The sequence below is a fragment of the Pseudonocardia alni genome, from assembly GCF_002813375.1.
GTDB lineage: Bacteria > Actinomycetota > Actinomycetes > Mycobacteriales > Pseudonocardiaceae > Pseudonocardia > Pseudonocardia alni.
In genome coordinates this window covers 2,664,644-2,685,581 of sequence record NZ_PHUJ01000003.1, presented here as the reverse complement: position 1 = coordinate 2,685,581, position 20,938 = coordinate 2,664,644, and the positions used below count along the sequence as shown (strand labels likewise).

Here is a 20,938-nt window from a genome sequence, read left to right as displayed (position 1 = left end):
CTGATCGCTGTGACTCGTGTGACGACGGGGAGCCCTGTGATGGGTGAGGGCTCTGTGCCGCCAGTGGTCGAAGCACACTCGATCTCCGGGGCGGGCGCAACGCACGCTGCGTGAACCAACTCCAAGGTGTGTACACGGATCGGGTGGTGGAGACCGTGACGCAACGCCGTGATCCGACTGCCCACCGTGACCGACAACTCCGCTGGGTGAGCGGTCAGGTGCGGCGCGCCCCCGCCAGGATCTCCGCGACGGCGGTGCGGTCGGGCTTGCCGATCCCGCGCTCGGGCACGGTGTCGGCCCGCAGCAGCAGCCGCGGCACGGCGGCCCGGCCGCACGCCGCGCGGACCGCGGCACACAGAGCGTGATCGTCCGGCGCGGCCCCGGAGGACACCACGAGCGCGGCCACGATCTGGCCCCACTCGTCGTCGGGGAGGCCGACGACGCACGCCGCGCGGACGCCGTCGACCGCCAGGAGCGCCCGCTCCACCGCGGCCGGCGCGACCTTCTCGCCCCCGGTGTTGATGACGTCGTCGACCCGGCCCAGGACGGTCAGCGTCCCGTCCGGTGCGAGCGCGCCGAGGTCCCCGGTCCGGAACCGGCGGACGTCCCCGTCGGACACGAAGGCCTCCGCGGTCGCCTCCGGCGCCCCCAGGTACCCGCCGGCGACGACCGGGCCGCCGAGCACCACCCGCCCGTCGGCCGGGTCGAGGGTGACCTCGACGCCGTCGAGCGGGACCCCGTCGTAGACGCAGCCGCCGCAGGTCTCGCTCATCCCGTAGGTGGTGACCACCCGGATCCCCTCGGCGAGCGCGCGCCCGCGCAGCCGCGGGTCCAGCGCGGCCCCGCCGACGAGCACGGCGTCGTACCCGGCCAGGGCGTACAGCGGGGCACCGCCGTGGTCGAGGATCCGCGCCAGCTGGGTCGGGACGAGGCTGGTGTAGCGGCGGGTGCCGTGCGCCATCCGCCCGGTGGCGCGGGCCAGGCCGTCGGGCCGGAAGCCGTCGCGGACGTCCTGGACCACGCAGGCCGTGTCCGCGAGCAGGGCGCGCAGCACCACCTGGACCCCGGCGACGTGCTCGGCGGGCAGCGTGAGCAGCCATGACCCCGGGCCGCCGAGGCGGGCGTGCGTCGCCGTGGCCGAGGCCCGCAGCGCGTCCGCGGTGAGCGCGACGTACTTGGGCTCCCCGGTCGACCCCGAGGTGGCGACGACGGCGGCGAGCCCGTGGGGCAGCTCCCCGGCCGCGGCGGCCCGCGCCACCGGCCCGGGCAGCGGATCCGGTCCGGCGGTGTCCGGCCCGGCGTCGCCCGGCGCCGCGGCACCCGGACCCGGGCCCGGCTCGGCCCGGACGGGCAGCACCGCGGGACCCGTGCCGTCCACGGCGGCCCGCAGCGCGGCCGCCAGCCGGGTCACCGACTCCGCGGAGCCGTCCACCGGAAGTGCACGCACAGTCATGCTGTCAACCCTGTCTGTCGTGACGCACGCAACCGGGAGCGGCGTCCGAACGGCGTCTTTCATCAGATTCGGGGAACGGTGTAGGGCAGGTGCAACGCGGGGGGCCTCCCACCCGACTCAGGGGGTGAGAGCGGCGGCGCACCCGCCCGCCGGTCACGGGTTCGAAGGAGCTCACCATGCCGTACACCGCCACCGCCGACGCGTCCCCGACCGGCAGCCCGCGCTCGCTGCGCTGCCGCCGGCCCGCCGGCTCCGGGCACCGTGCGGTCGCCGGCGAGCTCGCGGCCCTGGCCTTCGACGTGCCGTCCGGCCGGGTGGCCCCGGCCGCGGCGGCGCAGCGCCCGGCGGTCGCCGTCCCGCAGCAGAGCGGCCCGCGGGCCGTCGTCGCGGCGCGGCCGGTCCCCGTGCCCCGGCCGCGCCCCGCCGCGGAGTGACGACCTAGTAGTGCCAGGGGAACGGCGACCAGTCCGGGTCCCGCTTCTCCAGGAACGAGTCCCGGCCCTCCACCGCCTCGTCGGTCATGTAGGCCAGCCGGGTCGCCTCACCGGCGAAGAGCTGCTGGCCGACCAGGCCGTCGTCGGCGAGGTTGAAGGCGTACTTCAGCATCCGCTGGGCCTGCGGTGACTTGCCGTTGATCTCCGTCGCCCACTGCAGGGCCTCGGTCTCCAGGTCCGCGTGGTCGACCACCGCGTTGACCGCGCCCATGTGGTGCATCTGCTCGGCGCTGTAGGTGCGGCCGAGGAAGAAGATCTCCCGGGCGAACTTCTGCCCCACCTGGCGGGCCAGGTACGCCGAGCCGTAGCCGCCGTCGAACGAGCCGACGTCGGCGTCGGTCTGCTTGAAGCGGGCGTGCTCGCGGGAGGCGATCGTGAGGTCGGCGACGGCGTGCAGCGAGTGCCCGCCGCCGGCGGCCCAGCCGTTCACCACGGCGATGACGACCTTCGGCATGAACCGGATCAGCCGCTGGCACTCCAGGATGTGCAGCCGCCCGGCCCGGCCCTGCTCGACGGTCTCCGCGGTGTCCCCGGAGGCGTACTGGTAGCCGGTGCGGCCACGGATGCGCTGGTCGCCGCCGGAGCAGAAGGCGCGCTTGCCGTCCTTCGGGGAGGGGCCGTTCCCGGTCAGCAGCACCGCGCCCACGTCGGCGCTGGTCCGGGCGTGCTCCAGGGCGCGGTAGAGCTCGTCGACGGTGCCCGGCCGGAACGCGTTGAGGACCTCAGGACGGTCGAACGCGATCCGCACGGCGCCGGTGGCGCGGGCACGGTGGTAGGTGATGTCGCGGAAGTCGAACCCGTCGACCGGCGTCCAGGCGTCCGGGTCGAAGGTCTCGGAGACGGTCATGGCCGAACCCTAAGGACTCACTCCGCGACGAGCGGCGCCAGCCGTCGGGCCGCGGCCGGTGCGGGGCCCGGGCCGGGCCACCCGGTGTCGCCGCCGGCGTCCCACACCGCGGACAGCACGCACACCGCGTACCCCCACGCGACGGCGCGGTCCCACCCGATCCCGACGGCGATCCGGATCACCGCAACCGCGTTCCCGTCGACGGGAGGGGCCCGGGGACCGCGGGGTAGCGTCATCTCCCAGCCCCGGGCCGTCGCAGGTGCCGGAGTCTGCGCCGAGAGGAGCCCCGTGACCACCGACAGCGCCGCGCGTCCCACCACCGCGAGGAGCGAAGGCGGATCGCGTTCGACCACCGCGTACCGCGCCCTGGAGAACGACCTGCGTGCCGCCATCGGCGGTGAGGTCCGGTTCGACGCGGGCAGCCGCGCGATGTGGTCGGCGGACGCCTCGAACTACCGGGGCGTCCCGATCGGCGTGATCTCCCCGCGCGACGCCGCCGACGTCGAGGCCGCCGTCGCCGTGTGCCGCACCCACGACGTGCCGGTGCTGCCGGTCGGGTCGCGCACCTCCATCGCGGGCCAGGCCGTCAACACCGCGGTCGCGATGGACTTCCGCACGCACATGGACGCGATCCTGTCCGTGGACCCCGACGCCCGGACCGCGACCGTGCAGCCCGGCGCCGTCTGCGACGCCGTGCGCGACGCCGGCAAGCCGCACGGCCTGACGTTCGGCCCGGACCCGTCGACGCACAACCGCTGCTCGATCGGCGGGATGATCGGCAACAACGCCTGCGGCTCGCACTCGGTGGCCTGGGGCAAGACCGTCGACAACGTCGCATCGCTGGAGGTCCTCACCTACCGCGGCGAGCGGCTCGTGCTCGGCGGCGACGGCACCGAGACCGGCGCGATCCCGGACGCGCTGCGTGCGCTGGGCGCGCGGGTCGCCGACGACGTCGAGAAGCACGTTCCCGAGCTGACCCGGCGGGTGTCGGGCTACAACCTCGACCAGCTCGTCCCGGGCAACGTGAACCTGGCCAAGGCGCTGGTCGGCACCGAGGGCACCTGCGCGACGATCCTGTCCGCGACCGTCGACCTCGTCGAGTCCCCGCCCGCACGGGCGCTGGCCGTGCTCGGCTTCCCCGACGCCTACCACGCCGCGGACAACGTGATGATCGTCCGCGAGCACTCGCCGTTGACGATCGAGGGCATGGACGCCGGGCTGATCGCCTCGCTGCGCGCCCTGCGCCCGAACGAGACGACGAGCCGGATGCTCCCCGAGGGCAAGGGCTGGCTCTACGTCGAGACCGGCGGGGCCACCCGCGCCGAGGCCGAGGCGGCCGCGCAGGCCGTCGCCGACGCCATGAGGGCGTACACGACCGGTGCGGTCGTCGTCGGCGAGCCGGCCCGGATGGCCGCGCTGTGGAAGATCCGCGAGGAGGGCGCCGGCCTGCTGACCCGCTCGCCCGAGGGCGGCGAGGCCTGGCCCGGCTGGGAGGACGCCGCCGTCCCGCCGGAGCGCTTCGGCGCCTACCTGCGCGAGTTCGACAAGGTCCTGGAGGACCACGGCCGCAAGGGCATCTACTACGGGCACTTCGGCGACGGCTGCCTGCACGTCCGGATCGACTTCGACCTGCTCAGCAAGCCCGGCGTGCAGAACTTCCGGGACTTCATGACCGCGGCCGCGGACCTCGTCGTCGCGCACGGCGGGTCGCTGTCCGGTGAGCACGGCGACGGCCAGGCCCGCGCCGAGCTGCTCCCGCGGATGTACCCGCCGCAGATCATCACCGCGTTCGAGGACTTCAAGGGGATCTGGGACCCGGACGACCGGATGAACCCCGGCCGCGTCGTGCGCCCGGCGACGATGGACGAGAACCTGCGCGTCCAGCTCGGCATGCCGACCATGCCCGACGAGCCGAAGCTGGCCTTCGGCCACGACCGCGGCTCCTTCCACCGGGCCACCCGCCGCTGCCTGGGCGTCGGCAAGTGCGCCGTCGACACCGGATCGGGGGTCATGTGCCCCAGCTGGAACGTGACCAAGGAGGAGAAGCACTCCACCCGCGGACGCGCCCGGCTGCTGTTCGAGATGGCGAACGGCGAGATCATCACCGACGGCTGGCAGTCCGACGAGGTCGCCGAGTCCCTCGACCTGTGCCTGTCCTGCAAGGGCTGCAAGTCCGACTGCCCGGTCGGGGTCGACATGGCCTCGTACAAGACCGAGTTCCTCGCGAACCGCTACCACCGGAAGCTGCGGCCGCGGTCGCACTACTCGATGGGCGCGCTCCCGCGCTGGCTGCGCGCGGTCGGGGTGCTGCCGGCCGCCGCCGTTGACGGGGTGAACCGGCTCGCGCAGGTGCCGTTGCTGGCGAAGGTCGCGAAGAAGGCGGGCGGGATCGACGCCCGTCGCGCCATCCCGCCGATCGCCCGGGAGACCTACACCGCCCGTGCCGCCCGCGGGCTGCCGATGTCGACGGTGCCGGACCTCGGCGTCGCACCCGGCAGCCGCGGCCCGCTGCTGCTGTGGACCGACACCTTCACCGACCACTTCGACCCGGAGATCGCGGCCGACGCCGTCGCGGTCCTCACCGGGCTCGGGTACCGGGTCGAGCTGCCCCCGAAGAACGTGTGCTGCGGGCTGACCTGGACCTCCACCGGCCAGGTCACCGCGGCCCGCCGGGTGCTGGCCCGCAGCCTGCGCGCGATCGGGCCGGCGCTCGACGCCGGCATCCCGGTCGTCGGGCTGGAGCCGTCCTGCACCGCCGCGCTGCGCAGCGACGCCGCGGAGCTGCTGCCCGACGACCCGCGGGTGCCGCTGCTGGCGCGGCAGGTGTCGACCTTCGCCGAGCTGCTGGCCCGGCACGCCGACGAGCTGTCGGCCGTCGCGGGGACCGGGAACGGTGCCGCGCTGGTGCAGATCCACTGCCACCAGCACGCCGAGCTGGGCTCCGAGCCCGACCGGGCGGTGCTCGCCGCGCTCGGCGTCGACGCCACCGTGCTCGATTCCGGCTGCTGCGGCCTGGCCGGCAACTTCGGGTTCGAGGACGGCCACTACGACGTGTCGATGGCGTGCGCCGAGCGGGCCCTGCTGCCCGCGCTGCGCGCCGCCGACGAGACCGTGGACCTGCTCGCCGACGGCTACTCCTGCCGCACCCAGGTCCGCCAGGCCGGGGAACGGGAACCGGTGCACCTGGCCCAGATCGCCTACCGCTCCCTGCGAGGGTGATCGCCGGCGGCGAGGGGGCCGGTGCCGGATCCGGCACCGGACCCCTCGCCCGTGGTGATCGTGCAGGGCGACGACGAGGAGGACCCATGGCCGACGACCGACGGGCGCTGGTGCTGGGCGGCGGCGGGCTGACCGGCATCGCCTGGATGTACGGGCTGCTGGCCGGGCTCCTCGCCGACGGCGTCGACCTGCGCGACGCCGACCTCGTCGTCGGGACCTCGGCGGGGTCGGTGGTGGGCACCAACCTGGCCGTCGGGCGTGACCCGGCGGCGCTCGCCGCGACCCAGCTCGCCCCGCCGTCCGGGGAGATCGCCGCGACCCTCGGGCTGCGGCTCGCGGTCCGCTACGGCGTCGCCGCGCTCTCCGGACCGCGCGACGCGACCCGGGTCCGGGCCCGGATCGGCCGCCTCGCCCTCGACACCGACACGGTCGACGAGGCCGAGCGGATCGCGGTGATCCGTTCGCGGCTCGACGGCGCGGACTGGCCCGCCGACCGCGACCTGCGGGTCACCGCCGTCGACGCGCACACCGGCGGGTTCCGGGTCTTCGGCCGCGACGACGGCGTCGAGCTCGCCACCGCGGTCGCCGCCAGCTGCGCGGTGCCCGGCGTCTGGCCGCCGGTCACGGCCGCGGGCACCCGGTGGATCGACGGCGGGGTCCGCTCGATGGCCAACGCCGACCTCGCCGCCGGCTACGGCCGTGTCGTCGTCCTGGCGCCGCTGTCCGGCGGGCTCGGCGGTGCCGTGGCGCCGCGGGTCCAGGCCGAGGCGCTCGGCGCGCTGGCCCGGGTCGTGGTCGTCGAGCCGGACCGGCGGTCGCGCCGGGCGTTCGGGCGCAACATGCTCGACCCGGCGCGGCGCCCCGCGTCGGTGCGGGCCGGCCGCGCGCAGGCGGCGATCGTCGCCGCCGAGGTCGCACGGGTCTGGGGCTGAGCTCGGCCTGTATTCCCGCCGGAGACCGATCCCACGGGGTCGCATGAGCGCGCAACGGCCCGGGTAGCCGAGGGCCATGACTGTTCCCACGATCAAGCTGAACGACGGCCGCGAGATCCCCCAGCTCGGCTTCGGCGTCTTCCAGATCGAGCCCGGTGACACCGCGGAGAAGGTCAGGGCGGCCCTCGATGTCGGTTACCGCCACATCGACACCGCGCAGATGTACGGCAACGAGGAGGGCGTCGGCAAGGCCATCGCCGACTCCGGCATCCCGCGCGACGAGCTGTGGATCACCACCAAGCTCAACAACGACGGGCACGGCCGGGAGTCGGCGGTGAGCAAGCTCGACGAGAGCCTCACCAAGCTGGGCCTCGACCACGTGGACCTGTACCTGATCCACTGGCCGCGGCCGAAGGAGAACCGCTACGTCGAGACCTGGCAGGGCCTCGAGGACGCGCAGAAGGCGGGCAAGGCGCTGTCGATCGGCGTGTCGAACTTCCAGCCCGGCCACCTCGACCGGCTGGCGGCGGAGACCTCCACGGTCCCCGCGATCAACCAGATCGAGTTCCACCCGCACCTGGTGCAGCGCGAGCTCCGCGAGTACCTCCAGCAGCACGACATCGCGCTGGAGGCGTGGAGCCCGATCGGCCAGGGCAAGGGCCTGCTCGACGCGCCCGAGTTGAAGGAGATCGCCGAGCGGGTCGGAAAGTCCGCCGCGCAGGTCGTGCTCCGCTGGCACATCCAGCTCGGGAACATCGTGTTCCCCAAGTCGAACAACCCGGAGCGGATCAAGGAGAACTCCGAGATCTTCGACTTCGCCCTGAGCGAGGACGACATCGCCGCCGTCGAGAAGCTCCACACCGGCGAGCGCATCGGCCCGGACCCCGACGACTTCGGCTGATCCGCATCCCGCGCGCCACGGCCCGGCACCCCTTTCCGTGAGGGGCGCCGGGCCGTCGTCGTCGGTGGGAGTGACGGGTGTCACCGTGCGGCATGTGCGGAGGGCACAGCGCCACGGATCACCCGACAGGGGACGCGGACGGGCCGGCGCGGTGGACGTCCGCGCGTGCGTCCGTACGGTGGGGACGATGTTGGCGATCACCGAGAACGCCGCCGAGGCGATCAAGACCCTGAGCACCGACGCGGAGCTGCCCGACGACGGCGGCCTGCGCATCTCCGCGACCGACCCGGCGCAGGGCCTCGAACTGGCCCTCGCGCAGGAGGCCGACGCGCAGGACACCGTGCTGCGCGGGGAGGGCATCACCGTCTTCCTCGAGCCGGCCGCGGCGGAGCTCCTGGACGACAAGGTCCTCGACGTCCAGCCCGTGGCGACCGAGCAGGGCGAGCAGGAGCTGCGCTTCGCGATCGTCGAGCAGCCCGAGGCCCCGGACACCGTCCAGGCCTGACCCACCCGACGCACTGCGTGGCCCCGCCGGACACCCGGTGGGGCCACGGCCGTCTCAGAGCTCGGTGACGGTCCCGTCGCGGACGTCCCAGCGGCGGGTGGCGCGCACCGTGTCGAGCATCCGCCGGTCGTGGGTCACCAGCAGGACGGTCCCGTCGAAGTCCTCGACCGCCTGCTCCAGCTGCTCGATGGCGGGCAGGTCGAGGTGGTTGGTCGGCTCGTCGAGCACCAGCAGGTTCACCCCGCGCGCCTGCAGCAGCGCCAGCGCGGCGCGGGTCCGCTCGCCCGGCGAGAGCGACGACGCCGTCCGCAGCACCTGGTCCGCGCCGAGGGAGAACTTCGCGAGCAGCGTCCGCACCTCGGACTCGGGCCAGTCCGGCACCTGCTCGCCGAACGCGCGCAACAGCGTCGCGTCCCCGAGGAAGGCGCCGCGGGCCTGGTCGATCTCGCCGACCAGGACCCCCGACCCGAGCCCCGCCGAGCCCGAGTCCGGGGCGATCCGGCCGAGCAGCAGCCCGAGCAGCGTCGACTTGCCCGCCCCGTTCGCGCCGGTGACGACGACCCGGTCCGCCCAGCCCACCTGCACCGTGGCCGGGCCGAACGCGAAGTCCCCGCGCCGCACGGCGGCGGCGTCGGCCCGCGCGACGACCGACCCGGACCGGGGTGCGGAGGCGATCTCCATCCGCAGCTCCCACTCCTTGCGGGGCTCCTCCACGACCTCCAGCCGCTCGATCGCCCGCTCGGTCTGCCGGGCCTTCGCGGCCTGCTTCTCGCTGGACTCCTGGCGCTGCGCGCGGACGTTCTTGTCCGGGTCCTTCGTCTTGCGCCGGGCGTTGCGCACGCCCTGGGCCATCCAGTTGCGCTGCATGACGGCGCGCTGCTTGAGGCCACCCAGCTTGTCGGCGTACTCCTCGTAGTCCTCGCGGGCGTGCCGGCGGGCGACCTCGCGCTCGGCGAGGTAGGACTCGTAGCCGCCGTCGTATACGTCGATCCGCTGCTGGACCAGGTCCAGCTCGACGATCCGGTTCACCGTGCGTGCGAGGAACTCCCGGTCGTGGCTGACCAGCACCGTCGGCGTGCCCTGCCGGGCGAGGCCGCCCACGAACCGCTCCAGCCGCTCCAGGCCGTCGAGGTCGAGGTCGTTGGTGGGCTCGTCGAGCAGCAGCAGGTCGTAGCGGGACAGCAGCAGCGCCGCGAGGTTGGCCCGGGCTGCCTGCCCGCCGGACAGCCCGGTCATCGGGGCGTCCGGGCCGACCGCCAGCCCGACCTCGCGCAGCACCTCGCCGGAGCGCTCGTCGAGGTCGGCGCCGCCGAGGGCCAGCCAGCGGTCGAGCGCGGCGGCGTAGCGGTCGTCAGCGCCCGGGGTGCCCGACGCGAGCCCCTCCGCCTCGGCGTCCATCGTCGCCTGCGCGTCGGCGACGCCGGTCCGGCGCGCCAGGAACCCGGCGACCGTCTCCCCGGGACGCCGGTCGGGCTCCTGCGGCAGGTGCCCGACGGTCGCGTCGGGCGGGGCGAGGGTCAGCGACCCGTCGTCCGGGGGCCGCGAGCCGGCCAGCACCGTCAGCAGGGTGGACTTGCCGGCGCCGTTGGCACCGACCAGCCCGATGACGTCGCCGGGCGCGACGACGAGGTCCAGCCCGGAGAACAGGGGTCGGTCGCCGTGGCCGGCGGCCAGGCCCGTCACGTGAAGGGTCGCGCTCATCTCGAGCGCAGACGCTACCCCTACAGGTTCGCCCCGAAGAGCCGGTGCAGGGCGTCCCAGTGCCGCTGCTCGGCGTCGTCGTCGTGGGTGGGGGCGTCCGGCACCGCGAAACCGTGCGCCGCCGGGTAGGTCTCCAGGGTCGCCGACACCCCGGCCGCGGACAGCGCGTCGCCGAGGCGCTGCTTCTGCTCGTCGGGGAAGGAGTCGTCGTCGGTGGCACCGGCCACGTACACCTCGGCCCGGATGCGGTCGGCGAGCCGGTGCACGCTGGCCGGGTCGTCGGTGGCGAGGTTGCCCCCGTGGAACGACGCCGCGGCCGCGACCCGCTCCGGCTGCGTCGCGGCGGTGCGCAGGCTCATCACCCCGCCCATGCAGTAGCCGGTGGTGCCGACCGTGCTGCCGCCGACCTCGGGCCGTTCCAGCAGTGCGGTCACCCACGCCTCGGCGTCGACGGCGACGAACTCGGGCGTCAGCGAGCCCACCATCCCCATCAGCCGGGCCCGCTCGGGCCGGTCGGAGAACACGGTGGCGAAGTCGAACGGGGACCAGTCGCCGTGCCGGTGGTAGACGTCGGGCAGCAGCACCGCGTAGCCGAGCGACGCCAGGTGCGCGGCCATGTCGTGGATGGCCGTCCGGACACCGCCGGCGTCGGGGTAGAGGAGCACACCCGGCCACGGGCCGTCGCCGTCCGGGGTGTGCAGGGTGGCGGCGGCGTCGCCGTCGGGGGTGCTGATCGTGAAGTCGGTGCGCGGCACGGGTCCGGCCTCCCGGGGGTGATCGACGGGTCGCACCCGTTCTACGCCCCCGGGAGGCGTTCCGCCGGACCGCCGGCGCGGTTCGGGTGGTACGTACCGGATCAGGTCCTGGTCAGCGCGCCGTCGTCGTCGAGGCGCCGGGTGCGGGTCTCCGAGTAGCTCGCCACGGCGATGATCGTGACCACCGACGCGACCGCGATGTACACCGCGATCGAGTAGCCGGTACCCGTCGCGACCAGCAGCGACGCCGCGATCAGCGGGGCCAGGCCGCCCGCGAACACCGACGCCAGCTGGTAGCCGATCGAGATGCCCGAGTAGCGCACCCTGGTACCGAACAGCTCGGACAGGAACGCCGCCTGCGGGCCGTACATCGCGCCGTGCAGCACCAGCCCGACCGTCACCGCGACGGCGGTGAGGGCGAAGCTCTGCGTGTCCACCAGGAGGAAGAACACGAACGCCCAGATGCCGACGCCGGCGGCGCCGAACAGGTAGACCGGCTTGCGGCCGACCCGGTCGGAGACCGCACCCCACATCGGGGTGGTCACCAGGTGCACCGCGGCACCGATCAGCACCGCGCCCAGCACGAACGACGACGGCAGCCCGAACTGCTCCTTCACGTACGTCGAGATGACGATCGTGAAGATGTAGTACGAGACGTTCTCCGCGAACCGGGCGCCCATCGCGGTGAGGACCTCGCGTGGGTAGAGCCGCAGGACGTCCAGGATCGGCATGGTGTCCTTCTCGCCGGCCGCGGCCCGCGCGGCGGCCCTGGCCTGCGCCTCCCGGAAGACCGGCGACTCCTCGACGGCGAGGCGGACGTAGAGGCCGATCAGGACCAGCACCGCGGACAGCAGGAACGGGATCCGCCAGCCCCAGGCCAGGAACGCCTCCTCGGACTGCACCAGCGCCATGATCGCGAGCAGGCCGTTGGCCAGCAGCTGCCCGGCCGGGGCACCGGCCTGCGGCCAGCTCGCCCAGAACCCACGGTGCTCGGGCTTCCCGTGCTCGGACACGATGAGGACCGCGCCGCCCCACTCACCGCCCAGCGCGAAGCCCTGGACCAGCCGCAGCACGACGAGCAGCAGCGGCGCGGCGATCCCGATCGTGGCGTAGGCCGGCAGCAGGCCGATCGCGAACGTCGAGGCGCCCATCATCATCAGCGACAGGACCAGCAGCTTCTTGCGGCCGATCTTGTCGCCGTAGTGGCCGAAGACCAGGCCGCCCACCGGGCGCGCGATGAACCCGACCGCGAACGTGCCGAGCGAGAGCAGGGTCCCGGTCGCGCCGTCGGACTCGGGGAAGAACACCGCCGGGAACACCAGGGCGGCGGCGACGCCGTAGAGGAAGTAGTCGTACCACTCGACGGTCGTGCCCAGCATGCTCCCCGCGACGACCTTCGCGATCGGCGTGCGCGGCTGGTCGGACGCCGGTGGCGTCGGTGATCCCGGCGCGGTGGCGCCGGCGTGCGTGTCGGACACGGTCCCTCCCCGTCGACGGACATCTGCGGTGGCGTCACGGTAGGGCCGTGGTGCGCCGTTTTCACCGGTTCCGGCCACATCGGTACCCCGACCGTGACGTGCCCCGGCCACACCCGGTCGCGACTGCGCGGCAGACTGGGCCACATGGCGGACCTGCTGCCCCTGCCGGAGGACTTCGCCCGGGCGGGGATCGCGGGCAGTACGCCGGTACCGTCGTCGTGAGGGGTGATGGGGTGAACGGCTCGACCGCGCAGGCGCGCGTACTCGTCGACGAGCTGGCGCGGGCCGGTGTCACCGACGCGGTCCTGTGCCCCGGCTCCCGCAACGCGCCACCCGCGTTCGCGCTGGCCCGGGCCGACGAGCGGGGCACGGTCCGGCTGCACGTGCGCATCGACGAACGTGCCGCGGGCTTCCTCGCGCTCGGCCTGTCGCTGGCGTCGGGGCGCCCGGTCCCGGTCGTCGTCACGTCCGGGACGGCCGCGGCGAACCTGCACCCCGCGGTGCTGGAGGCGTCGCACTCGGGGGTCCCGCTGCTGGTCCTGACCGCGGACCGGCCGCCGGAGCTGGTCGGCACCGGCGCCAGCCAGACCGTCGACCAGGCCGGTCTGTACGGCGGCGCCGTGCGCTGGGCGGGCGCGCTGCCGGTGCCCGTGGGCACCACCGAGCCGGAGGCGCGGCGCTGGCGGGCGGTCGTCGCGCGGATGTTCGCCGCGGCCGCCGGTGCCGGCGCGGGCGCGCCCGGTCCGGTGCACCTGGACCTGCCCTACACCGACCCGCTCGTGCCCGACGACGACCCGGCCGGGCCGGACACCGGGCACCACGACGCCGGTCTCCCGGGCGCGGACCTCCCCGCCGGACGGCCCGGCGGTGCGCCGTGGACCGCGGTGTCCCGCCCGGTCCGCGCGCTGCCCCCGCTGGAGCTCGACCCGGGGGCGCGCACGCTCGTCGTCGCCGGGGCGGGCGGGCCCGCCGCGGACCCCGGCCTGCTCGGCGGGGCCCCACTGGTCGCGGAGCCGTCGTCGTGCTGGTGGGCGCACGCGCTGCGCACCGGGCCGTGGCTGCTCGACCGGCCGGAGCTGCGCCCCACCCAGGTCGTCGTGCTCGGCAGGCCCACCCTGCACCGGGGCGTCGCCGCGCTGCTCGCCGACCCGTCGGTGGCGGTGTTCGCCGACCCCGGTCCGGACGGCGCCCCGTGGACCGACGTCGCCGGCACGGTCCGGGCCGTCGGTGCGCTGCCCGCGCTGTCCCCGCCCGAGGACTGGGTGCGGTCCTGGCGCGACGCGGACCGGGCCGCGGCCACGTCCCTCGACACCGCGCTCGACGACGGCACCGCCGCCGGCGCACCCGGCCTGCGGCTGGCCCGCGACCTCGTCGCCGCCCAGCCCGACGGCGGCCAGCTCGTCCTCGGCTCGTCGAACCCGGTACGCGACGTCGCGCTGGCCGCCGTGCCCCGCTCCGGGCTCACCGTGCGGTCGAACCGCGGGGTCGCGGGCATCGACGGGACGGTGTCGACCGCCCTCGGCGCCGCGCTCGCCCACCCGGGCCCGACGGCGCTGCTGCTCGGCGACCTCACGCTGCTGCACGACACCACCGGACTGGTCGTCGGCCCGGGGGAGCCGTCCCCGGACCTGACCGTCACCGTCCTCGACGACGACGGCGGCGGCATCTTCCACCTGCTCGAACAGGGCGGTCCGTCGCACGCCCACGCCTTCGAGCGCATCTTCGGCACGCCGACCGGCGTCGACCTCGTGGCCCTGGCCCGGGCGGCGGGCTGGCGGGCGACCGACTGGGGCGGCGACGCGGGCGAACTCGCGGCCCGCCCCGGCTCGGGACGTCGGCTGGTCCGGGTCGCGGCTCACCGTGCCGGGCTGCGCGACGCGCACGCCGAGCTCCGCCGGGTGGTCGTCGCGGCGCTGGACTGAGCCGGTCCCGCCCGCGTCCGCGCCGCGGCAGGTGGTGCGGACGCCCCGGCGGACACGGCGTCCGTCCGGACCGTGCCGGGCTCAGCCCTCCAGGGACTCGCGGACCGCGCGCATCTTGGCGGCGGCCTCGCGCACCTCGCCGTCGGGCTCGGAGTCGGCGACGATCCCGCATCCGGCGAACAGCCGCGCCGTGCGTCCCTGCAGCTCGGCGCAGCGCAGCGCGATGCCCATCTCGCCCGCGCCCTCGGCGTCGACCCAGCCGACCGGGCCCGCGTAGCGGCCGCGGTCGAGACCCTCGATCTCGGAGATCAGCGCCGTCGCGTCCGGGGTCGGGGTGCCGCCCACGGCGGCCGTCGGGTGCACCGCCCCGATCAGCGTCAGCAGCGACGCGGGCCGGGCCGGGTCGAGGCGGGCGTGCACGTCGCTGGACAGGTGCGACACGTTCGGCAGGGTCAGCACCGACGGCGCGTCCGGCACGTGCAGCTCGGCCACCAGCGGGCGCAGCGACGCAGCGAGGGAGTCCACGGCGTAGGCGTGCTCGCGGCGGTCCTTCGACGAGCCGATCAGCGCGCCCGCGGTGTCGCCGTCCGGTCCGGAGCCGGGCCACATCGTGCCCGCCAGCACCCGCGACTCCACGGTCCGCCCACGCAGCCGCAACAGCAGCTCGGGGGTGGCGCCGACCAGGCCGTCGACGGCGTAGCTCCAGCACGTCGGGTAGCGCCGGGCGAGCCCGCGGAGCAGGAACCGGGGGTCCAGCGGGCGGTCGGCGACGGCGAGCAGGTCGTGCGCGAGCACCACCTTCTCCAGCTCCCCGTCGCGCATCCGCCCGACCGCCGCTGCGACGGCGGCCCGGTACCGGTGCGCGGACACCTGGCCGTCGGCGTAGCGCAGCCGTCCGCTCGGGCGCACCGGCGACGGGACCGGCAGCCTGCCCGGGGTCTCCGGGGCGTCGGCGGGGGTGATCTCGGTGATCCAGGCGCGGTGCCCGCGCCGCCCGACGATCACCTGCGGCACGACGAGCACCGAGCCCGGGCAGCCGTCGGCGAAGGTGAACGAGGCGAACGCGAGGGCGCCGGTACCGGGGAGGCGGACGTCGTCGTAGCCGGCGCCGGCGTCGAGCCGGTCGACCACGCGGCGCCACCAGCGGTCGGCCTCGGCGAAGCGCTCGGGTCCCGACGCGGTGAACCGCGCGACCTCGCCCCAGCCGACCACGCCCTCGCCGTCGCGCACCCAGGACAGCGCCCCGGCGTCGGCGGGCAGCACGTCCAGCAGCCGCCCGTCGAGCCGCAGCGGGCGTGTCCGGACGCGCAACGCGGTGCTGGCCGGTGCGACGGTCACCCTTCGAGAGTAGGCAACTTCCTCGGCCGGGGCGGGCGCCAGGGTGGGAGGCACCGGACACACCCGGGTGCCGGAGCGCTCCTAGAATCGGGTCCCGTGACCAGTCCGAGCGGCCGTCCCACCGGCGATGTGCTGACCGAGACCTCGGCCGTCGCGGCCCGTCTCATCGGCCGGACGCGGTACCACCTGCCCGAGATCGTCCTGGCCGTCGCACTGGCGTGGACGCTGGTCGCGCTGGTGGCCCTGGGCGGTGCGTTCCTGGAGGACGCGGCGATCGACGGCAACCGCGGCACCACCGCCGCGACCGTCCTCGACGGCTCGGACTACTGGCGCACCCTGGTCAGGTTCGTCGACGACGAGGGCCGGCTGCAGACCCCGGCCGCGGGCATCTCCTACCCGGTCGGGCTCACCCCGGGCGAGAACATCTACGTCGAGTACGACACCGCCGACCCGACGCACGTGCGCGTCGCGGGCCGCACCGCCGTCGACGGGATCCTCCCGGTCGCCGGGCTGATCGCGGGCGGCTGGGTGCTCCTCGGGCCGCTGTACGTGTGGCTGCGCCGCCGCCGGGCCCGCACCGGCACCGTCTGACGGCGCCCGGGCCGGACCGCACCGGACCGCGCCGCCCCGCACCGGGCTCAGCCCCGCCAGAGCGCCCCGACCTCGGCGGCGACCTGCGGTGCGGCGACGAGCAGCCCGCCCTCGGGCAGCGGCGTCGACCGGCCGTCGCGGCCCAGCACCAGCGCGCCGGCCTCGGTGGCCAGGCAGAGCGCCCCGGCGACGTCCCACTCGTGGTAACGGGTCAGCACCGCGGCGACGGCGTTGCCCAGCGCGACCTGGGTGATCGCCAGCGCGGCCGAGCCGAGCACCCGCACGCCGACGTGCGCGGCGCGGGCGCGTTCGACGAACCCGGGGTCGGGGTCCTCGGCGCAGATCAGCGACCCGGCAACCCGGGCGGTGCGCCGCGACGGCACCGGCACGCCGTTGGCCCGGAAGCCGCGCCCGCGGGCGGCGGCGTAGATCTGCCCACGGCCCGGGTCGGCGACGACACCCACGGCCGGGCCGTCGCCGTCGACCAGGGCCAGGCTGTAGGCGCACCACGGCAGGCCCGCGACGTAGTTCGCGGTCCCGTCGACCGGGTCGACGACCCAGCGCAGCGGTGCGGTGTCGGCACCGGCGTCGGCGCCGAACTCCTCGCCGACGACCGGGCAGCCGGGGAACTCCGCGGCCAGTACCCGGCGGGTGTGCCGCTCCAGGGTGCGGTCGGTGTCGGTGACCCAGTCGAACGGGTTGGCCTTGGCCGACGCGTCGAGCGATCCGGTGTGCTCGCGACCCAGCGTCGCGGTGATCACCTCGGCGGCGTCGTTGGCCAGCCGGCCCGCGGTCTCGAGCGCGCGGGAGAGCAGCGCCGGGTCCACCGGCCGGGGGGACGGCACCGGGGGTGGCGCCGTGTGTGGCGGGGTGTGGGGCACGGCCGTCATGCGACCCGAGTGTCCGGGCGGGTGATGTCCCGGCGACGACGTGCGGGTGTCCACCTTGTGCCGGACGTGCCAACTCGTGATCCGCCCACCCGATGTTCGCCCAGGGTTGGGTGGTTGATCACGCCAGGGACCCGGCCCGCTGTCCCGCCCCCGTCACCGTTCCGGCCGTGCGCGTCGCAATCGTCTCGGAATGCTTCCTGCCGGTGGTCAACGGCGTCACCAACTCGGTGCTGCGGGTGTGCGAGCACCTGCGGGCAGGGGGTCACGACGTCGTGGTGATCGCGCCGGGCACCGGGGAGCCGGACTCCCACGAGGGGATCCCGGTCGTGCGGATCCCGGCCGTCGAGCTGCCGGTGGTGAACTCGATGCCGGTCGGGGTGCCCAGCAGGCGGATCCTGACCGCGCTGCGCCGGTTCCGGCCGGACGTGGTGCACCTGGCGGCGCCGTTCGTCGTCGGGGCGCGGGGGCTGGCGGCGGCGCGGCGCCTCGGCGTGCCGACGGTCGCGATCTACCAGACCGACGTCGCCGGGTTCGCCTCCGCGTACGGGCTCGGGCTGACCGCGCGGGCCGCGTGGCGCTGGACCTGCCGGCTGCACGGCCTGGCCGACCGGACCCTCGCGCCGTCGAGCTGGGCGACCGGGGCCCTGCGCGAGCGCGGCGTCCCGCGGGTGCACCAGTGGGCGCGCGGCGTCGACACCCGCCGGTTCACCCCGTCCAGGCGCAGCGACGCACTGCGCGGCCGGCTCGCCCCGAACGGCGAGCGGCTCGTCGGCTTCGTCGGCCGCCTCGCCCCGGAGAAGCAGGTCGAGCGGCTCGCCGTGCTGGGGGAGCTGCCCGGGACACGGCTGGTCGTCGTCGGCGACGGCCCCAGCGCCGACGGGCTGCGCGAGCGGCTGCCCTCGGCGGCGTTCCTCGGGCACCGCGGCGGCGACGAGCTCGCGCAGATCTACGCCAGCCTCGACGTGTTCGTCCACACCGGCCAGGCCGAGACGTTCTGCCAGGCCGTGCAGGAGGCACTCGCCTCGGGCGTCCCGGTGGTCGCGCCCGACGCGGGCGGCCCGCGCGACCTCGTGCTGCCCGACCGCACCGGTTACCTCGTGGCACCCCGCCCCGACGGCGGGGAGCCCGGCGACCCGGCCACCGACGCCGCCGACCGCGAGCTGGTCGGGGCGGTCGCCGCACTGTGCGAGCCGCAGCGCAACCGGGAGTTCGGCCTGGCCGCCCGCCAGTCGGTGCTGCGCCGCACCTGGACCGCGGTCGGCGACGAGCTGCTCGCTCACTACGGCGACGTGCTCCGCGCCGCGGCCCCGGAGCGCCTCGCGGCCTGACCGGCCCGCCGCCGCCCTGCCGGACCCCCGCCCTGCCGGACCCCCGCCCTGCCGGACCTCCGCCCGACCGGACCTCCGCCCGACCGGACCCCCGCCTGGTCGGGCCGGTGCCCGGCCGGGCCGACGCGGCCGGGGAGGGTGCCTGCGTAGTCGTGCGGATCCGTGACCGCGGCCCGGCGGCGACGGTGGTCCCATGAGCCGCACCGTCGTCGTCGCGCCCCGTGGTGAGCTCGCCACGGTCGACACCTCCGCCACCGTCCGCCTGATGTCCCGGCTGCTCGACCCCGCGCCCGCGGCCCGTGCCGCCGCCCGTGCCGAGGTCCTCGACGCCCCGCACCGGCAGATGCCGCCGGTGCTGTTCGCGCTGTCGGAGAACCTCGTCGCCGACGGCGCGATGCCCGACGCCGCCCGCTGGTTCTACGCGGGCCAGCTGCGGGCCCGCTACGACGCCTGCCGCTGCACCGACACCACCGCCGCCCAGGCGCTGGCCGTGCTGCGCGACCGGTTCGGCGAGCCGGTGAACCGGTGGGCCTTCGCCGACCCGGCCCGGGTCCGCCGGGCCGCGGTCCGCGCCGTCGCCTGGGACCGGGCGGCGCCGTACGACTACGACCACCGCTGGATCGCCCTGCACGGCATGGGCGCCTTCACCGGCGACGGCAACGGCGTCAGCACGCCGCCGGCCGAGTGGGCGGGCGTCGCCGCCCGGGTCCGTGCCGACTACCTGAGCGGCCTGCGTGAGGTGCTGCGCGAGCAGTTCGGACAGCGGTTCGGACAGCAGTTCGGACAGCGGTTCGGACAGCGGTGAGCCGGCCGCCGGGTCGCCTAAGCTGTGTTCGTGTCCCGCGCCGAGCTCGACAAGAACCCGACCGACGTCGCCCGCATGTTCGACGGCGTCGCCCGGCGCTACGACCTGACCAACACCGCGCTGTCGGGCGGCCAGGACCGCTACTGGCGGATCCAGACCCGCCGGGCCCTCGGCCTGCGCCCGGGCGAGAAGGTCCTCGACCTCGCCGCGGGGACCGCGGTCTCGACCGTCGAGCTGGCGAAGGACGGCGCCTGGTGCGTCGCTGCGGACTTCTCCCTCGGCATGCTGCGTGCGGGCGCCCGCCGCGACGTCCCGAAGGCCGCCGCCGACGCGCTGCACCTGCCCTTCGCCGACGGCAGCTTCGACGCCGTCACCATCTCCTTCGGCCTGCGCAACGTGAACGACACCGTCGCCGGCCTGCGTGAGATGGCCCGCGTGACCCGCCCCGGCGGCCGCCTGGTGGTCTGCGAGTTCTCGACGCCGACCTGGGCCCCCTTCCGCGTGCTCTACCAGAACGCGGTGCTCGGCCACGCCCTCCCGGCGATCGCCCGGACGGTCTCCTCGAACCCCGAGGCCTACCTGTACCTGGCCGAGTCGATCCGGGACTGGCCCGACCAGCCCGCACTCGCCGGGAAGATCGCCGACGCCGGCTGGGAGCGCCCCGCCTGGCGGAACCTGACCTTCGGCGCCGTCGCGCTGCACCGGGCGTACAAGCCGGCCTGAGCCCCCGCCGCCCCGTCCCGCCACGGGTCCTCGTGGACGGGCCCTGCGGAGGCGGCCTGTGCCACAGGGGCCGACGCCGTGGCGGAGCCGCACGCGCTGCACGTGTGCGGTCTTCCTGCGCCGGGCCCGGCATCACCACACGACGACGTGGTCCCTTCTCGGAATTCGCTTACCGGGTAAGCGGATTCGGAGAAGGGAGGGTCCGGGGTCGCGCCCCTCATGCCACACGGCGATCAGCGGTGCAGCGGTCGGCGCTGTGGCGGTCGGTCACCCTGCGCCCGGTGGCCGGTGGCCGACTGCGTGGGAGGTCGACTGCGGGGTCGGCTGCGCGAGGGGTCGACGCCGCGATGCGCAACCCGGCACCAGCCGTCACCACCCCCTGACCCTGCGTCGAAGCGCGTTGCGCCGCAAGGACTCCCGCGTCGTCGCCCGATCCGCCCACGCGATCACGGCGGCGTCGTCCTACACTGCTCGCGCAGTTCGTGAACTTTTTCACAAGGGTGGCGGGAGACACGCGACCCGGAGCGCGCCGACCTGCACGGATGCGGATCACATGTGACCCGCGCCCCGTCACAGGTAAGGCTCGCCTGGGTTCTTGGTCACAGGGGACCGGACATAGGGTCGCCGCGACCGGCTCGTCGATCACCACCAACGACGGTGGCGCCGCGACAACGAAGGTGTAGGAATGCTCGATCCCTATCTCCCGCTCGTCCTGCTGTTCGTGTTGGCGGCGGGTTTCGCGGTGTTCTCGGTCGCCTCCGCGCCGTTGATCGGTCCGCGCCGGTTCAACCGGGCCAAGCTGGACTCCTACGAGTGCGGCATCGAGCCCTCGCCGCAGCCGGTCGTCGGCGGCGGTCGCGTGCCGGTCGCCTACTACCTCACGGCGATGCTGTTCATCCTGTTCGACATCGAGCTGGTGTTCATGTACCCGTACGCCGTCGTCGCCGATGCGGTCGGCGTCTTCGGGTTCGTGGCCATCACGCTCTACATCGCCACGATCGCCTTCGCGTACGCCTACGAATGGCGTCGCGGCGGGCTCGAGTGGAGCTGAGGCCG

19 protein-coding genes are annotated in these 20,938 nt (G+C 75.2%); 11 read left to right on the top strand and 8 right to left on the bottom strand.

Translation table 11 applies throughout. The features are described from left to right. Positions 1-214: 214 nt before the first annotated feature. Complete coding sequence (menE, locus tag ATL51_RS13415) at positions 215-1,453, bottom strand: o-succinylbenzoate--CoA ligase (protein WP_218899329.1); 1,239 nt, start codon at positions 1,451-1,453, stop codon at positions 215-217. A 176-nt stretch (positions 1,454-1,629) separates the two neighbouring features. Here menE and ATL51_RS13410 point away from each other — a divergent pair, with 176 nt between their 5' ends. Then, a complete protein-coding gene (locus ATL51_RS13410; RefSeq protein WP_073576552.1) occupies positions 1,630-1,887 on the top strand; it encodes a hypothetical protein in 258 nt (85 codons plus the stop codon). A 4-nt stretch (positions 1,888-1,891) separates the two neighbouring features. Here the strand turns inward: ATL51_RS13410 and ATL51_RS13405 are convergent, their stop codons facing one another. Together ATL51_RS13405 and ATL51_RS28200 are read right to left on the bottom strand one after the other, a co-directional pair. Then, a complete protein-coding gene (locus tag ATL51_RS13405; protein ID WP_073576551.1) occupies positions 1,892-2,794 on the bottom strand; it encodes a 1,4-dihydroxy-2-naphthoyl-CoA synthase in 903 nt (300 codons plus the stop codon). A 17-nt stretch (positions 2,795-2,811) separates the two neighbouring features. Next, positions 2,812-2,976 (bottom strand): hypothetical protein, encoded by a 165-nt coding sequence (locus ATL51_RS28200; RefSeq protein WP_157818351.1) that lies wholly within the window; start codon positions 2,974-2,976, stop codon positions 2,812-2,814. Positions 2,977-3,160: 184 nt separating this feature from the next. Between ATL51_RS28200 and ATL51_RS13400 the strand changes: the two genes are divergently transcribed. From ATL51_RS13400 to ATL51_RS13385, 4 genes are all read left to right on the top strand, one after another. Continuing rightward, positions 3,161-6,013 (top strand): FAD-binding and (Fe-S)-binding domain-containing protein, encoded by a 2,853-nt coding sequence (locus ATL51_RS13400; protein ID WP_073576882.1) that lies wholly within the window; start codon positions 3,161-3,163, stop codon positions 6,011-6,013. An 86-nt stretch (positions 6,014-6,099) separates the two neighbouring features. Beyond that, the gene (locus ATL51_RS13395) at positions 6,100-6,945 is read left to right on the top strand and encodes a patatin-like phospholipase family protein (protein WP_073576550.1); all 846 of its coding nucleotides are present in this window, start codon (positions 6,100-6,102) and stop codon (positions 6,943-6,945) included. Between the two features lie 76 nt (positions 6,946-7,021). Continuing rightward, positions 7,022-7,846 carry an aldo/keto reductase gene (locus ATL51_RS13390; RefSeq protein WP_073576549.1) on the top strand — a complete coding sequence of 275 codons (825 nt, stop codon included), beginning with the start codon at positions 7,022-7,024 and terminating at the stop codon, positions 7,844-7,846. A gap of 187 nt (positions 7,847-8,033) precedes the next feature. After that, on the top strand, positions 8,034-8,351 hold the full coding sequence (locus tag ATL51_RS13385) for an adhesin (RefSeq protein WP_073576881.1): 318 nt from the start codon (positions 8,034-8,036) through the stop codon (positions 8,349-8,351). 54 nt (positions 8,352-8,405) lie between these two features. Here ATL51_RS13385 and ATL51_RS13380 read toward each other — a convergent pair whose 3' ends face one another. The 3 genes from ATL51_RS13380 to ATL51_RS13370 all read right to left on the bottom strand — a co-directional run bounded on the left by ATL51_RS13380 (position 8,406) and on the right by ATL51_RS13370 (position 12,186). Then, positions 8,406-10,052 (bottom strand): ABC-F family ATP-binding cassette domain-containing protein, encoded by a 1,647-nt coding sequence (locus tag ATL51_RS13380; protein WP_062398000.1) that lies wholly within the window; start codon positions 10,050-10,052, stop codon positions 8,406-8,408. Positions 10,053-10,072: 20 nt separating this feature from the next. Further along, entirely contained in the window at positions 10,073-10,807 is a 735-nt protein-coding gene (locus ATL51_RS13375) for a dienelactone hydrolase family protein (protein ID WP_073576548.1), read from the bottom strand. 101 nt (positions 10,808-10,908) lie between these two features. Further along, on the bottom strand, positions 10,909-12,186 hold the full coding sequence (locus tag ATL51_RS13370; RefSeq protein WP_167379090.1) for an MFS transporter: 1,278 nt from the start codon (positions 12,184-12,186) through the stop codon (positions 10,909-10,911). Between the two features lie 332 nt (positions 12,187-12,518). On the opposite strand from ATL51_RS13370, the gene menD reads away from it, so the two are divergent. Beyond that, positions 12,519-14,207: a 2-succinyl-5-enolpyruvyl-6-hydroxy-3-cyclohexene-1-carboxylic-acid synthase gene (menD, locus tag ATL51_RS13365; protein WP_073576546.1), complete on the top strand. Its 1,689-nt coding sequence runs from the start codon at positions 12,519-12,521 to the stop codon at positions 14,205-14,207. A gap of 81 nt (positions 14,208-14,288) precedes the next feature. On the opposite strand, the gene ATL51_RS13360 is transcribed toward menD, so the two are convergent. Next, complete coding sequence (locus tag ATL51_RS13360) at positions 14,289-15,545, bottom strand: isochorismate synthase (RefSeq protein ID WP_073576545.1); 1,257 nt, start codon at positions 15,543-15,545, stop codon at positions 14,289-14,291. A 96-nt stretch (positions 15,546-15,641) separates the two neighbouring features. On the opposite strand from ATL51_RS13360, the gene ATL51_RS13355 reads away from it, so the two are divergent. After that, a complete protein-coding gene (locus tag ATL51_RS13355) occupies positions 15,642-16,136 on the top strand; it encodes a DUF3592 domain-containing protein (RefSeq protein WP_139282884.1) in 495 nt (164 codons plus the stop codon). Positions 16,137-16,183: 47 nt separating this feature from the next. On the opposite strand, the gene ATL51_RS13350 is transcribed toward ATL51_RS13355, so the two are convergent. After that, on the bottom strand, positions 16,184-17,026 hold the full coding sequence (locus tag ATL51_RS13350; RefSeq protein ID WP_073576544.1) for an inositol monophosphatase family protein: 843 nt from the start codon (positions 17,024-17,026) through the stop codon (positions 16,184-16,186). A 167-nt stretch (positions 17,027-17,193) separates the two neighbouring features. Here ATL51_RS13350 and ATL51_RS13345 point away from each other — a divergent pair, with 167 nt between their 5' ends. The 4 genes from ATL51_RS13345 (at position 17,194) to ATL51_RS13330 (ending at position 20,933) form a co-directional block, all read left to right on the top strand. Continuing rightward, entirely contained in the window at positions 17,194-18,354 is a 1,161-nt protein-coding gene (locus tag ATL51_RS13345; RefSeq protein ID WP_073576543.1) for a glycosyltransferase family 4 protein, read from the top strand. A gap of 193 nt (positions 18,355-18,547) precedes the next feature. Next, a complete protein-coding gene (locus ATL51_RS13340; protein ID WP_100878770.1) occupies positions 18,548-19,159 on the top strand; it encodes a hypothetical protein in 612 nt (203 codons plus the stop codon). 30 nt (positions 19,160-19,189) lie between these two features. Further along, positions 19,190-19,882, top strand: a complete 693-nt coding sequence (locus tag ATL51_RS13335; RefSeq protein WP_062403809.1) for a demethylmenaquinone methyltransferase — start codon at positions 19,190-19,192, stop codon at positions 19,880-19,882. A 685-nt stretch (positions 19,883-20,567) separates the two neighbouring features. Beyond that, complete coding sequence (locus ATL51_RS13330; RefSeq protein WP_062397987.1) at positions 20,568-20,933, top strand: NADH-quinone oxidoreductase subunit A; 366 nt, start codon at positions 20,568-20,570, stop codon at positions 20,931-20,933. Positions 20,934-20,938: the final 5 nt, after the last annotated feature.

Excerpts from the sequence above, each read along its gene's own strand:
- menE (WP_218899329.1), bottom strand. The coding sequence starts at position 1,453 with ATGACTGTGCGTGCACTTCCGGTGGACGGCTCCGCGGAGTCGGTGACC.
- ATL51_RS13410 (WP_073576552.1), top strand. The coding sequence starts at position 1,630 with ATGCCGTACACCGCCACCGCCGACGCGTCCCCGACCGGCAGCCCGCGC.
- ATL51_RS13405 (WP_073576551.1), bottom strand. The coding sequence starts at position 2,794 with ATGACCGTCTCCGAGACCTTCGACCCGGACGCCTGGACGCCGGTCGAC.
- ATL51_RS13395 (WP_073576550.1), top strand. The coding sequence starts at position 6,100 with ATGGCCGACGACCGACGGGCGCTGGTGCTGGGCGGCGGCGGGCTGACC.
- ATL51_RS13390 (WP_073576549.1), top strand. The coding sequence starts at position 7,022 with ATGACTGTTCCCACGATCAAGCTGAACGACGGCCGCGAGATCCCCCAG.
- ATL51_RS13385 (WP_073576881.1), top strand. The coding sequence starts at position 8,034 with ATGTTGGCGATCACCGAGAACGCCGCCGAGGCGATCAAGACCCTGAGC.
- ATL51_RS13380 (WP_062398000.1), bottom strand. The coding sequence starts at position 10,052 with ATGAGCGCGACCCTTCACGTGACGGGCCTGGCCGCCGGCCACGGCGAC.
- ATL51_RS13370 (WP_167379090.1), bottom strand. The coding sequence starts at position 12,186 with ATGCTGGGCACGACCGTCGAGTGGTACGACTACTTCCTCTACGGCGTC.
- ATL51_RS13350 (WP_073576544.1), bottom strand. The coding sequence starts at position 17,026 with ATGACGGCCGTGCCCCACACCCCGCCACACACGGCGCCACCCCCGGTG.
- ATL51_RS13340 (WP_100878770.1), top strand. The coding sequence starts at position 18,548 with ATGAGCCGCACCGTCGTCGTCGCGCCCCGTGGTGAGCTCGCCACGGTC.
- ATL51_RS13330 (WP_062397987.1), top strand. The coding sequence starts at position 20,568 with ATGCTCGATCCCTATCTCCCGCTCGTCCTGCTGTTCGTGTTGGCGGCG.